This window comes from Streptacidiphilus sp. PAMC 29251, assembly GCF_054208735.2.
The window spans coordinates 9,051,420-9,064,159 of record NZ_CM135725.2 but is presented as its reverse complement, the minus strand read 5'-3'; the positions used below and the strand labels follow the sequence as shown (position 1 = coordinate 9,064,159).

The following is a 12,740-nucleotide window of genomic DNA, read 5'->3' as shown; positions in this document are numbered from 1 at the left end:
GGGGAACGTAGCCGCATCGACAGCGGTACGCAAGGCTTTGGCACACTCATGAAAATACTCAACTTGGATAGCGCGGTTCCGGAACCCAACGCAGCCCGCTAGCGCAGCCCGCGAACAGGTCGTCCTCGTGCTCAGGGGTGGGCACCCGGCTGAACTGCCGGACGAAGGACTCCTGGCCGAACATCCGCTGCTGCCCCGCCTCGGGCATCCGCAGCATGAAGATGCTGTCGCCCTGGCTGGCGTGCGCCTCCAGCGCCTTGCGCTTGCGGTCCACCTGGGCCGACACGTCCACCGTGGTGGTGATCAGCTCGTCCGGGGTGCCGAAGTCGTCGGACGGCTCGAAGTCCCCGAGGTCGGCGCCGGTCTCACGCAGGTACGCGAAGAGGCTGGTCATCCCGCTCCGGGAGATCGCGGTGTGGTAGAACTTCGCCGGAATCCCGCTCTTTTCGATCGCCGCCACGGTGATCCGGTTCGCCTGGATGTGGTCCGGGTGGCCGTAGTTGCCGTTCTCGTCATAGGTGACCACGACATCGGGCCGGTAGCGCTCCATCAGCGCGGCGAGCCGGTCGGCCGCCTGGTCCAGCGGGATGTTGGCGAAGGCCTCCGGGCGGGCGTTGGCCTCCCAGCCGACCATGCCCGAGTCGCTGTAGCCCAGCAGTTCCACGTCGGAGATGCCCAGCAGGCCCACCGACTCGGCCAGCTCGGTCAGCCGGAGCGCGCGGACTGCCGCCTCGTCGTGTCCGGGCTCGCCGGGCTTGATGCCGCCGGGCCCGTCCCCCTGCTCCCCGTTGGTGCAGGTGACCAGGACGGTGCGGATGCCCTCGGCCGCGGCATTGGCCAGCACCCCGCCGGTGGACAGCACCTCGTCGTCGGGATGGGCGTGCACGGCCATCAACGTCAGCTGACGATCCATCGGTTGCAGACCTCCGAGAGAGTCCGGGAGAAGCGGTGTGCGAACGGCACCCTCCCACCCTATGCGCTGCGCGCGTCCGGCTCATGACGCCTGGCCTGCCAGGATTTCAGTGCGGGACATGTCACGATTCATGGGTAACCTGACAGCTCAGGCCCCGGCCCAGCGGGACGACGGAACGAGGAACGCGTGTCGGACAGTCAGGACGCCGGCAAGGACGCCAGTCAGGACGCCCAGCCGGCCGCCCCCGAGGCGCTGACCGAGGAACGCAGGCTCCGCCGCGACCTCGGCTTCTGGGGCCTCACCGCGATCGGCTTCTCCAACATCCTCGGCTCCGGCTGGCTGTTCGCCGCGATGTACGCGGCGCAGACGGCCGGCCCGGCCGCGATCCTGGCCTGGCTCGCGGCCGGGCTGCTGTGCGCGCTGGTCGCCCTGGTGATGGTGGAGCTCGGGGTGTCCCGGCCGGAGGGCGGCGGCACCGTACGCTGGCCGCTGTTCGCCAGCGGACGCCTGGTGGGGACGCTGATCGGCTGGTCCACCCTGCTGTCCGTGGGCGGCACCGCCGCCGAGATCAGCGCGATCATGCAGTACGCCGGGCACTACCTCCCATGGGTCTACCACGACGGCAGCCTCACCGGCCGGGGCCTGGCCGTGGCGCTGGCGCTGAGTGCGGTGCTCACCCTGCTCAACTGGTTCGGGGTCAAGCTCTTCGCCCGCTTCAACAACCTGGTGTCGGTCTTCAAGGTGGTCGTCCCGGTGCTCACCGTGGTCGCGCTGTTCGCCTCGGGCTTCCACTCCGGCCGGCTGTCCGACCCGGCCCACGGCGGCTTCGCCCCCTACGGCTACGCCGCGGTGCTCAGCGCGCTGGCCGGCGGCGGCATCGTCTACTCGCTCAACGGCTTCCAGGCCCCGCTGGACTTCTCCGGCGAGGCCCGCAACCCGCGCCGCAGCATGCCGGGTTCGGTCCTGGGCGGCATCGGGCTGGCCCTGGTGCTCTATCTGGCGCTCCAGTTCGCCTTCCTCTACACCGTCCCCGAGCGCCTGCTCGGCCACGGCTGGTCCGGCGTGACCTTCGACTCGCCGTTCGGCCAGCTCGCGCTGATCCTCAACCTGCAGTGGGTGTCCAGCCTGCTCTACGTGGACGCGGTGGTCTCCCCCGGCGGCTCGGCCTACGTCGGGGTGGCGATCGACGCCCGGCACACCTACGCGCTGGCCAAGAACGGCACCCTGCCGCGCTTCTTCATGCGGGTGGGACGCCACGGCATCCCGCACCGGGCCCTACTGCTCAACCTCGCCGTGATCGTGGTCTTCCTGCTGCCGTTCAGCGGCTGGCAGCAGATCGTCAGCGTGATGGGCGACATGTACCTGCTGATCTACGCCGCCTCCGCGGTCGCCGTCTCGGTCTTCCGCGGCCGCTCGGACGGCGGGCTCCGCGGCTGGGTGCCGGGGCTGGTCTGGATCGCGCCGGTCAGCTTCGTGGTGGCCAGCGAGTTCGTCTACTGGTCCGGCTGGCACGATCTGCGGCTGGCGCTGCCGATGGTGCTGATCGGGCTGCTGATCTTCTTCTTCCTCCGCCCCGAGCACTCGCCGGAGCAGCGGTCCGCGCGCCCCTCGCTGCGCGCCGAACTGCTCAGCGGCTCCTGGCTGGTGGTCTATCTGCTGGCACTGACGCTGCTCTCCTGGCTGGGCTCGTTCAAGGGCTCGGACCACCTCCCGGCGCCGTACGACTCGATCACCGTGGCGGCGGTCGCGGCGGCGGTGTTCGTCTGGGCGGTACGGGCCGGCCGGAGCCTGCCCCCGGCGCAGGCCCCCGAGGCCGTTGCCGCGGACAACATGTAAGTGACGAGGGGCATGTTCAGCCCTGACACATGGTGAGTATGCTCAGCATATGTTCGAGCGGAGCCAGCGGAGTGTGAGCCAGCGGTTCGTCGTGCCCACCATGTTCGTCCTCACCCTGTTCCTGGTGGTGATGGACGCCTCCATCACCACCGTGGCGCTGCCGTCCATCGCCGCGCAGTTCCATGTCTCGGCCGCCGCGATCGACGGGGTGGTGGTGGTCTACCCGGTCTGCGTCGGCATGGTGATCCCGGCCTCCGGCTGGCTCGGCGACCGGTTCGGGACCAAGCGGGTGCTGCTGATCGCGATGGTCGCCTTCACCGCCGCGTCCGCGCTCTGCGGCACGGCCGGGTCGCTCGGCGAGCTGGTCGCCTACCGGGGTCTGCAGGGCCTCTCCGGCGGGATGCTCGCCCCGGTGGCGAACGCCATGCTGTTCCGCACCTTCACCACCCAGGAGCGGGTGCGGGTGTCCCGCTTCATGACCGTCCCCCAGCAGATGGCCCCGGCCGTCGCCCCGCTGCTCGGCGGCTTCCTGGTGGACGGCTTCTCCTGGCGCTGGGTCTTCTACGTCAACCTGCCGGTCGGTCTGGCCACCGTCGCCTTCGGCCTGCTCTGCCTCAAGGAGCAGCGGCAGCCCGCCCCCGGCCGCTTCGACCTGCCCGGACTGCTGCTCGCCGCGGCCGGCATGGGCTCGCTGATGTACGGGCTGAGCGAGGGGGCGCAGCGGGGCTGGACGTCCGCGCCGATCCTGGCCGCACTGCTCGCCGGCGCGCTGCTGCTGGCCGCGACGGTCGCCCTGGAGCTGCGGATCGCCGAGCCGATGCTGCGGCTGCGGCTGTTCGGCACCCGGATGTTCCGGGACGCCGGGGTGGTCAACCTGTTCGGGCTGATCCCGTTCCAGGGGGCGATGTTCATGGCCCCGCTGTTCCTGCAGGAGGGACGGGGGTTCAGCGCGGTCGAGTCCGGGTCGAGCACCTTCACCGAGGCGATCGGCGTGCTGGCCATGGTCCAGGTGGTCAGCCGGGTGTACGGCAGGCTGGGCCCGCGCCGGCTGATAGCGGGCGGCCTGCTGTGCGTCGGCCTGGTGCTGGCCGCGATGACCAGTTGCGGGCTGCACACCGACATCTGGACCTTCCGCGGCTACATGTTCCTGCTCGGGGTCGGCATGGGCGCGGTCTTCATGCCCGCGATGGTGGCCACCTTCGCCACCGTGGAGCAGGCGGACGTGGGCCGGGCCTCCACGCTGAACATGGTGCTCCGGCAGATGTCCGGCGGGATGGCCCCGGCCCTGGTGTCCGGCGTGCTGGCGGCCTCGACGCTGCGGCAGTCCGGCTCGGTCGGCACTCCCCCGGTCGGCGCCTACCGGACGGCCTACCTGGTGCTGGCCGTGATCGCGCTGCTGTGCGCCCTCTACACCGCCCTGCGGATGCGCGACGGCGTCAGCGGCGGACGGTGGCGGAACGGCCCTCCCGGCCGCGTCCCGCAGGCACGTGACGCCGACCCGGCGCACCGGCAAACCGGCTGACGTACCGTCAACTGGGGCGAGCCAGCACGCTCGCCAGGTCGTAGCGCACCGGCTCGTCCAGCTGGTCGAAGCCGCAGCTCTCCGGCTCGCGGTCCGGGCGCCAGCGGCGGAACTGGGTGGTGTGCCGGAAGCGGTCGCCCTGCATGTGGTCGTAGGCGACCTCGCAGACCCGCTCGGGCCGCAGCGGGGTCCACTCCAGGTCCTTGCCACTGCTCCAGCGGCTGGGGGCGCCGGGCATCCGGTCGGTGGCGTGCGCCTCCTCGTTCCGCCAGTCGGCCCAGGGGTGCCGCGCCGGGTCGTCCATCCGCAGCGGGGCCAGCTCGGCCATCAGCTCCTCGCGGCGGCGCATCGGGAAGGACGCGCACGCGCCCACATGCTGCAGCCGGCCAGCCGCGTCGTAGAGTCCGAGCAGCAGCGAGCCGATCACCGGGCCGCTCTTGTGCTCGCGGTAGCCGGCCAGCACGCAGTCGGCGGTCCGTTCGTGCTTGACCTTCACCATCAGCCGCTGGTCCGGGCGGTAGAGCAGCTCGGGGGACTTGGCGATGACACCGTCGAGGCCCGCTCCCTCGTAGACGCTGAACCACTCCTGCGCCACCGCGAGGTCCATCGTCGCGGGCGCCACATGCACCGGCCCGGTGACGGCCGCCAGGGCCTGCTCCAGCGCCGGGCGGCGCTCCCGCAGCGGGGTGTCCAGCAGGGCGGAGTCGCCGAGGGCCAGCAGGTCGAAGGCGACGAAGGAGGCCGGGGTGCGCTCGGCCAGCAGCTGGATCCTCGACTCGGCCGGGTGGATCCGCTCCTGCAGCGCGTCGAAGTCCAGCCGGTCGCCGGAGACCAGGATGATCTCGCCGTCCACCACGCAGCGGTCCGGCAGCTGCTCCAGCAGCGCCCGCACCAGCTCGGGGAAGTAGCGGGTGAGCGGCTTGCCGGTGCGGCTGCCGATCACGATCTCCGGCCCGTCCCGGTGCACGATGGCGCGGAACCCGTCCCATTTGGCCTCGTACTGCAGGCCGGGCGGAATGGCCGCCGCGGCCTTCGCCAGCATCGGCTTGACCGGCGGCATCACAGGAAGGTCCATGATCCGATTGTCGGACGGCCCCCCGCCCGCCGCCTCCCGGAGGCGCGGGCCCGGGCGGGGTTCTAGCGTGAGGTCATGGCAGAGCCACTGGAACTGCAGGTCGGCGAGCGAACCGTACGGGTGACGCACCCGGAGAAGGTGTACTTCCCGGAGCGCGGTCTCACCAAGCGCGACCTGGCCGAGTACTACCTGGCGGTCGGCGAGGGCGCCCTGCGCGCGCTGCGGGACCGGCCGACCACCCTGGAGCGCTACCCGGACGGCGTCACCGGCTCCTCGTTCTTCCAGAAGCGGGCGCCGAAGGAGCTCCCGGACTGGATCCCGACGGCCAGGATCACCTTCCCCAGCGGGCGCTTCGCCGACGAGACCTGCCCGACCGAGGTCGCGGCGCTGGTCTGGGCCGCCAACCGCGGCTGCCTGACCTTCCACCCCTGGCCGGTGCGCAGCGCCGACACCGACCGCCCCGACGAGCTGCGGATCGACCTCGACCCCCAGCCCGGCACCGGATTCGCCGAGGCCGTCACCGCCGCGACCGAGCTCCGGGAGGTGCTGGCCGAGGCCGGGCTGCGCGGCTGGCCGAAGACCTCCGGCGGACGGGGCCTGCATGTGTTCGTGCCGATCGAGCCCCGCTGGACCTTCGTCGAGGTGCGCCGGGCGACCATCGCGCTGGCCCGTGAGCTGGAGCGGCGCCGGCCGCAGCAGGTGACCACGGCCTGGTGGAAGGAGGAGCGCGGGGAGAAGATCTTCGTCGACTACAACCAGATGGCCCGGGACCGCACCATGGCCTCGGCCTACTCGGTCCGACCCTTTCCGCACGCCCCGGTCTCCGCGCCGCTGCGCTGGGAGGAGTTGGAGAGCGTCGAACCGCGGGACTTCGACCTGGTCTCGATGCCGGCCCGCTACGCCGAGGTCGGCGACCTGCACGCGGAGCTGGACCAGCACGCCTTCGACCTCACCCCCGCCCTGGAACTCGCCGACCGCGACCAGCGGGACCACGGCCTCGGCGACCTCCCCTACCCGCCGGACCACCCGAAGATGGCCGGCGAACCCAAACGGGTCCAACCGAGCCGCGCCAAGGCCAAGCCCGAGCCCGACGCTGAGCTTGACCCCGAGGCCTGAGCGCCTCGACGACCCTAGGGCGTGGGGGTGCCGGTGGAGCTCGGGGTGCCGGCGCCGGTCGCGGTACCGTTGGGGCTGGGGCTGGGGCTCGGGGTGGCCTCGGTGAGGGCCTGTTGGTCGGCGAGGGCGATGGCCAGTTCGCCGGCCGCGTTGGGGTGCAGCGGGGCGTCGGCGTCCAGGCCCTGGACGAAGGACTGGTCGCTGCAGAGCTGGTGCCCCTCGAAGTGCTGGGCCACGTCGGTGAAGTCGAAGGTCCGCGCGCCCTGGCGGAGCACGGTGTTGAGGCCGTCCAGCCGGGACTGCAGGATCTTGGCCTTGGCCGCGGTGATGCCCTGCGGCTTGAGGCAGTCGACGTCCTCGCCGAAGGGGTTGTAGTACTCGTTGATCAGCACCCGGGGGTGCTGCGGCAGCGCGGCCAGGTCGCCGAGCAACTCGTAGTAGTCGGTGGCGAACCCGGCGATCTGCTGCTGGAAGTAGGCGGTGGAGGCCCGGTCGTCGCAGGCGTCCGCGGCCGCGCACAGCGCGGTCAGCGCGGACCAGTGGATGTCGTTGGCGCCGATGCTGACGATGACCACCGACGCCTTGGAGGCCTGCGCGGCCACCGAGAGCTGCGACGGCGCCTGGACGGTCCCCAGCTGCTGCGGGTCCACCAGCCCGTCGCGGATGGTGGCGCTGCTGCAGGCCAGATTGAGCGTGTTCCAGTGGTTCACCGTGCTCAGGTCGACCGCGTAGGAGTCCCGGCTGCGGCCGCAGGCCTTGTCCAGGGCACTGGGTGGGCCACCAGCGGGTTGCCGATCGCGGCCGCGGTGGAGTCGCCGATCACCACCGCCTGGACTCCGCCGAGGGCGGGTCCGCCGGGCGTGGGCGCAGCGGCCGGGCTCTCCCCGACCAGGTCCGCGACGCTGCGCACCTGCCGCAGCGCCTTGGGGGTCGAGGAGGCCAGCAGATAGACGCCGACCGCGTTCAGGGCGCAGACCGCGACCACCGCCGCGGCCAGGATCCGGAACATCGCGGCGCGGCTGGAGCGGGCGATCCCGGCGATGGCGACCGCCATCAGTGCCGCGAAGCCGACCGCGATCAGGGACTCCCACAGCAGGTAGCGGGTCCAGCCGGAGGTGAGCGCCCGGCTGAGGCCGGCCTCCACCTCCCCCTGCTGCCCCGGCTTGGTGATGGTGTTCGCCTGGGCGTTCAGCGAGATGTGAGTGAGCCTCAGCCGCGGCCGGATGGGTCCGTCGAACCGCGGCCGGGTCGGAATGACCTGGCCGAACAGGTCCAACTCCCCTGGCCCGGACGGGCTCAGGCTCGGTGAAGCGGCCCCCACCTGCACACTCTGCCCGATCGCGGACACCGACTGCAGCGGGGTGACCCGCACCGACAGCCAGACCGAAAGGCCCGCGACGACCAGCAGCACCAGGAGGGCGGACACCGCTGACAGCAGCCGACGCAGCCACAGACGCACGAACACTCCCCCTTGTTCAGTCGGGCCGACGGTCCGGCGATTCGAATGTCTACAAGGAGGTAGACGACAATCAGCACCGTCCCCACCCCACCCCACCGTACGGTGCGCTCGGACCGGAGGGTTGCCATGCGCCTGCGCTTCTGGCTTGCCGCCACGGCGTTCACGCTGCTGGCCGCGCTCGTCACCGTGGTGGCCCTCCGCCACGGGACGCCCTTCGGGCTGGACGCCTCAGTGCACCGCTGGGCGCTGCAGCGGCGCACCACCGGCTGGACCGACGCCGCGATCGGCGTGACGACCACCGGCACCGGCGCGCCGGCCTACGCCCTGGCGGCCCTGGCCGGGGCGATCGCCACCGGCAGCCTGGCCTGGTGCTGGCGCGGCGCGCTGGTCGGCGTCGTCGCCCTGGCCCTGGCCGAGGCGCTGCGGCTGAGCCTCGCCACCGCGCTGAGCCGGCCACGTCCGCCGCGGCCGGACTGGGCCGCCCGGGCCGGAGGCGCCGCGATGCCCTCCGGGCACGCCACCACCTCGGCGCTGATCGCCGTCGGCCTGGCCGCGGCCCTGCTCGGCCACTGCCGCGGCCGGCCGGCCCGACTGGCCGTCTGCGTGCTACCGGCCCTGTGGGCGGGCTCCGTCGGGGCGAGCCGGGTCTATCTGGGCGTGCACTGGCCCACCGACGTGCTGGCCGGCTGGCTGCTGGCGGGCGCGCTCAGCTGCGCGCTGCTGCCGCCGCTGGCCGCCCTGCTGCGGCGGGTGGGCCGCGATCAGCCGCCCGTGGACCCAGCGGCTGACTGAGGGAGCCTCAGGCGTCCCATGCCTCGTCGGTGCCGTCGTCCAGTGCCTGGTCCTCCGCCGCTTCGTCCGACGGAGCCGCGGCCGGTACGGCCCGGCGGCTGACCACCGCGGTCGCCGCGGCGGCGCTCAGCGCGAAGGCGAGCAGCACCGTGGTCGGACGGTCCAGGCGGTGCCGGGTCAGGTGGTCGAGGGAGTAGCGGCCGGGTCCGGCCAGGCCGATGCTCGCGGCGACGAAGCCGAGGAAGGCCGGGTACTCGTAGCCCCCGGTGTGGTTGAAGAAGCCGGCCGGCGCGTGCACCGAGACCGCGCCCGCCATCGCGCCCGCGGCCGCCGCCCCCCGCCGGGGTGGCCAGGCCGAGGGCGAGCAGCGCGCCGCCGCCCGCCTCGCCGAGCCCGGCCGCGATGGCGCTCTGCCTGCCGGGGGTGAAGCCCATCTTCTCCATGCCCTTGGCGGTGCCCTCCAGACCGCCGCCGCCGAACCAGCCGAGCAGCTTCTGCGAGCCGTGCGCGAACAGCACGCCGCCGACGCCGAGCCGCAGCGTCAGCAGTCCGAGGTCCTTGCGGTGAAGACAGGGCATGGCATGCGGCCTTTCGCTGGGGACAGCAACAGCACCCAGTCTGCTGCGGATCCCCCGCGTTCGCGCGCTAGGCCTGAGCGGTCTGCGCGGCCTGAGCCCCGGTCAGTTCGCCGGCGTCGAGCGGCTTGGCCAGGCAGACGCTCATCGGGTGCTCCCGGTAGATGCCGAACTTCACCGTCGGGAGGTAGCCCTCGGAGGCGTAGAGCGCCAGCGCCTCGGGCTGCTCGGTGCCGGTCTCCAGCACGACCCGCAGCCGCCCGGCGCTCCTGGCCTCCTGCTCCAGGAAGCGCAGCATCCGCCGGGCCAGGCCGCGTCCCCGCGCCGAGGGCACGGTGTACATCCGCTTCAGCTCGGCGTCGCCGTCGGCCAGGCCGGTCTCACCGGCCTCGCGGGCCCGCCAGGCGCCGGTGCCGACGGCGCGGCCGTCCTCGTCGTAGACGACGGCGAAGAGGCCGCGCGGCAGGTCGAACTCGGCCGGGTCGACCGGGGTGATGTCGGGATCGCCGTAGCGCCGGACGTACTCCTCCTGGACCTCGGCAATGAGGCGCTGTGCGTCGGGGTGGGCATAGCCCACGACTCGAATATCCATCCGAGGAGCTTAAGCCGTGCCCGGCGCCGCAATGAAATGGACTGGATGAGCGCCGGGCCTCAGTAGGAGCCGAACCGTTTCACCAGCTCGGTGCGCCCGAACATCTCCGCCGTCAGCGCCGCCGAGGGCTGCCCGGCGTGCGGGTCGGCGCCGCCGGCCAGCAGCGCCTCGATCACCGCGTCCTCGCCCTTGAACACCGCCCCGGCCAGCGGCGTCTGCCCCCGGTCGTTGATCCGGTTGGCGTCGGCGCCGCGCTCCAGGAGGGTGCGGACGGCGTCGGCATGGCCGTGGTACGCGGCCAGCATCACCAGCGAGTCGCCGCGGTCGTTGCAGAGGTCCGCGGGCGCGCCCGCGTCCACATAGGCGGCCAGCGCGGGTGCGTCCCCGGCCCGTGCCGCGTCGAAGACCCGCCCCGCCAGCTCGACCAGTTCGGGGTCAACCGGCTCACTCATCGCCCACCACTCCTCAACGTCCATTCGATTCCCGCACGCCCGTACGACCGCGCGAGCCACGCCAGTGTGACGGGTTCACGTCCCGTTACTCACCCCGGCGCGCATGCCGTCCCAGCATGCGGTCACCACGGCCGACCAGGGCACCCGTACGGGCGAACGTGCCGCGCGCCGCGCGCGACCGGGCCGTACCGACGGACACGATCGCCTTGACTGCGGCTTGGTTGCGGCTTTAACGGAAAAACCACCCGTTTGCGCCTATCCGTTTTCTGTCACTTTTTGTCACTATATAGGGACATTCTGTTATCACCTGCTGATCCGTCGATACCAACCTCGTCCGTCAAGGCGTCATCCCCGCGCCTGTCCCCACCACATCGAGGAGCTCCACGTGATTCTCTCCATCTCCGGAGTCGTCCTGCTCGGCGTCATCGCCTTCCTCTTCTTCCGCAAGGACGGGATGAAGATCTCGCACGCGCTGGTCTGCGCCCTGTTCGGCTTCTACCTGGCCGGCACCGCGATCGCCCCGAGCATCACGGCCGGCGGCGCCAGCCTGGCCGGCCTCCTCAGCGGGCATCAAGTTCTGAGCCCACCCGCCGTGACCGCGCCCCGCCACGCCGGCCGTGCCAGCCACGCCCGCTGCGCTCGCCATGCCCGCTGTGCTCGCCATGCCCGCCGTGCCGCCCTTCGCCGGAGAGAACGATGACCCTGACCCAGCACCTCTCCCGCGGACGCGATATCGCGCGCACCGCGGGCGACCACGCCGCCGACATGTTCGGGCCGCTGCTCACCATCGGCCGCGGCCTGCGGTCGCACGGCCGCTGGACCGTGAAGTGGTGGGGCGGTCTGCCCAAGGACCGTCGCGGCCCGGCCCTGCTGCTGGCCGTCGCGGTGATCGCCGCCGTCGCCCTGCTCCCCTACGGCCCGCTGCTGGCGCTGCTGAGCCTGATGGGGAGCGCCGCCTGGGCCGGACGGGACCGCTCGCCGGCCCCCGACCCGGCCCCGGACACCAGCCAGCTCAAGCTGAACGCGATCTACACCGCGCTCACCCCGTACCTGGTGCACGACTCCGACCCGGCCCCGCTCTACAGCCACGGCGGCGACTTCAAGGACGCCTTCGGCAGCTGGGAGTTCGACCCTGAGGGCCGGCTCAGCTCGCTGGAACTGCGCTACCCGGCGTACTTCACCGACACCGAGCCGCATGCCAGGGCCCGGATCGAGAACGTGATCCACAGCAAGGCGGGGCGCACCCGCGAGTACCGCTTCACCTGGGACGAGGAGACCAACCACCTCCAGGTCGCGGTGCTCACCCCGCTGCCCACCGACATCCTGGCGCAGCCCTATGTCACCGCCCAGGGCGAGGTGGTGCTCGGGTTCACCGACACCACCAGCACCAACCGGATGATCCCGGTCCGTCAGGGCGCCGGCACCACCCACCAGCCGCCGGTGCTGTGGCGCACCGGACCCCGGGCCGGCGAGCCGCACCTGCTGGCGCTGGGCACCCACGGCCAGGGCACCTCCACCCTGCTGCGCTCACTCGCGCTGCAGGCGCTGGTGCACGGCGACATCGTGGTGATCGACGGCGCGGGCACCGGCGAGCACGCCTGCCTGGTCGGCCGTCCCGGCGTGCACACCGTGGAGACCAGCCTGCACGGCGCGCTGGCCGCGCTGGAGTGGGCGGTGAACGAGACCCACCGCCGGATGGACGCCCACAACCTGGCCAAGCGCACCGGCGGCACTCCCCCGGCCGACACCGTCCGGCCGCTGTGGCTGCTGCTGGACCACCCGGCCGAGCTGAGCGAACTGGCCCAGGCGGAGGGCCGCACCGACCCGCAGGACCTGCTGGAGGTCCCGCTCCGGCACGGCCGCACCGCCCACATCACCGTGGTGGTCGCCGACCACCTGGACGCGCTGCGCGGATCAAGCCGGACGGTCCGCTCGGCCGCCAGGGCCCGGGTCGTCCTCGGCCCGCTGGACCCGGACCTCGCCCCGGACGCGCTGGGCGCGGCGCTGGACATCACCCCGTCCAGCCACACCCCGCCCGGCCGCGGCTACGCCAGGCTCGGCGTCCACCCGCCGGTCCGGCTCCAGGTCCCGGCCGCGCCGGACCCGCTGGACGAGGAGACCCCGGCGGACCAGCGGGACGCGGTGATCGCGCTGCTCCCGCACTCCGACAGCCGCACCGAGGCCCCGGCCGGGGCGCTGTCGCTGTCGCTGGCCAAGAATCCGCCGCCGATCCCGCCCGGTCCTGACCCGGATCGAGCGGACCTGGCGGAGCGTCCGGAGGAGCGCACCGGGGAGATCACCAAGCCCATCACCACTGCGTTGCAACTGCCCTGACGGAGCGTCATCGCACTACCTGGGGCCCCCGGCCGTCCCGCCGGGGGCTCCTCGCCGTCCAAGTCCCGGACCGC

The 12,740-nt window shown here is 72.5% G+C and carries 11 protein-coding genes and 2 pseudogenes; 6 read left to right on the top strand and 7 right to left on the bottom strand.

All coding sequences use genetic code 11. The annotated features are described in order from the left end of the window. Positions 1–58 precede the first annotated feature (58 nt). Positions 59–913, bottom strand: a complete 855-nt coding sequence (locus ACXKR8_RS43300; RefSeq protein WP_462100084.1) for a PIG-L family deacetylase — start codon at positions 911–913, stop codon at positions 59–61. 186 nt (positions 914–1,099) lie between these two features. On the opposite strand from ACXKR8_RS43300, the gene ACXKR8_RS43295 reads away from it, so the two are divergent. After that, on the top strand, positions 1,100–2,749 hold the full coding sequence (locus tag ACXKR8_RS43295) for an APC family permease (protein ID WP_458270010.1): 1,650 nt from the start codon (positions 1,100–1,102) through the stop codon (positions 2,747–2,749). 49 nt (positions 2,750–2,798) lie between these two features. Beyond that, positions 2,799–4,271, top strand: coding sequence for a DHA2 family efflux MFS transporter permease subunit (locus tag ACXKR8_RS43290; protein ID WP_458270009.1), 1,473 nt, complete (start codon positions 2,799–2,801; stop codon positions 4,269–4,271). Positions 4,272–4,278: 7 nt separating this feature from the next. Here ACXKR8_RS43290 and ACXKR8_RS43285 read toward each other — a convergent pair whose 3' ends face one another. Then, positions 4,279–5,346, bottom strand: a complete 1,068-nt coding sequence (locus tag ACXKR8_RS43285) for an ATP-dependent DNA ligase (RefSeq protein WP_458270008.1) — start codon at positions 5,344–5,346, stop codon at positions 4,279–4,281. A 75-nt stretch (positions 5,347–5,421) separates the two neighbouring features. On the opposite strand from ACXKR8_RS43285, the gene ligD reads away from it, so the two are divergent. Continuing rightward, the gene (gene ligD / locus ACXKR8_RS43280) at positions 5,422–6,462 is read left to right on the top strand and encodes a non-homologous end-joining DNA ligase (RefSeq protein WP_458270007.1); all 1,041 of its coding nucleotides are present in this window, start codon (positions 5,422–5,424) and stop codon (positions 6,460–6,462) included. Positions 6,463–6,476: 14 nt separating this feature from the next. Here ligD and ACXKR8_RS43275 read toward each other — a convergent pair whose 3' ends face one another. Next, positions 6,477–7,172, bottom strand: coding sequence for a GDSL-type esterase/lipase family protein (locus ACXKR8_RS43275; protein WP_462100083.1), 696 nt, complete (start codon positions 7,170–7,172; stop codon positions 6,477–6,479). Between the two features lie 5 nt (positions 7,173–7,177). Next, positions 7,178–7,927: a hypothetical protein gene (locus ACXKR8_RS43270; RefSeq protein ID WP_462100082.1), complete on the bottom strand. Its 750-nt coding sequence runs from the start codon at positions 7,925–7,927 to the stop codon at positions 7,178–7,180. Between the two features lie 120 nt (positions 7,928–8,047). On the opposite strand from ACXKR8_RS43270, the gene ACXKR8_RS43265 reads away from it, so the two are divergent. Continuing rightward, complete coding sequence (locus ACXKR8_RS43265; protein WP_458270005.1) at positions 8,048–8,713, top strand: phosphatase PAP2 family protein; 666 nt, start codon at positions 8,048–8,050, stop codon at positions 8,711–8,713. 7 nt (positions 8,714–8,720) lie between these two features. Here the strand turns inward: ACXKR8_RS43265 and ACXKR8_RS43260 are convergent. The 3 genes and pseudogenes from ACXKR8_RS43260 to ACXKR8_RS43250 form a co-directional block, all read right to left on the bottom strand. Then, positions 8,721–9,291, bottom strand: a pseudogene (locus tag ACXKR8_RS43260) (DoxX family protein). A gap of 67 nt (positions 9,292–9,358) precedes the next feature. Next, a complete protein-coding gene (locus ACXKR8_RS43255) occupies positions 9,359–9,880 on the bottom strand; it encodes a GNAT family N-acetyltransferase (RefSeq protein WP_458270003.1) in 522 nt (173 codons plus the stop codon). Between the two features lie 59 nt (positions 9,881–9,939). Beyond that, positions 9,940–10,332 (bottom strand): ankyrin repeat domain-containing protein, encoded by a 393-nt coding sequence (locus tag ACXKR8_RS43250; RefSeq protein ID WP_458270002.1) that lies wholly within the window; start codon positions 10,330–10,332, stop codon positions 9,940–9,942. A gap of 385 nt (positions 10,333–10,717) precedes the next feature. Between ACXKR8_RS43250 and ACXKR8_RS43245 the strand changes: the two are divergent. After that, positions 10,718–10,900: pseudogene (locus ACXKR8_RS43245) on the top strand (hypothetical protein); the annotation flags it as partial. A 128-nt stretch (positions 10,901–11,028) separates the two neighbouring features. Beyond that, a complete protein-coding gene (locus ACXKR8_RS43240; protein ID WP_462100081.1) occupies positions 11,029–12,666 on the top strand; it encodes a hypothetical protein in 1,638 nt (545 codons plus the stop codon). Positions 12,667–12,740 lie beyond the last annotated feature (74 nt).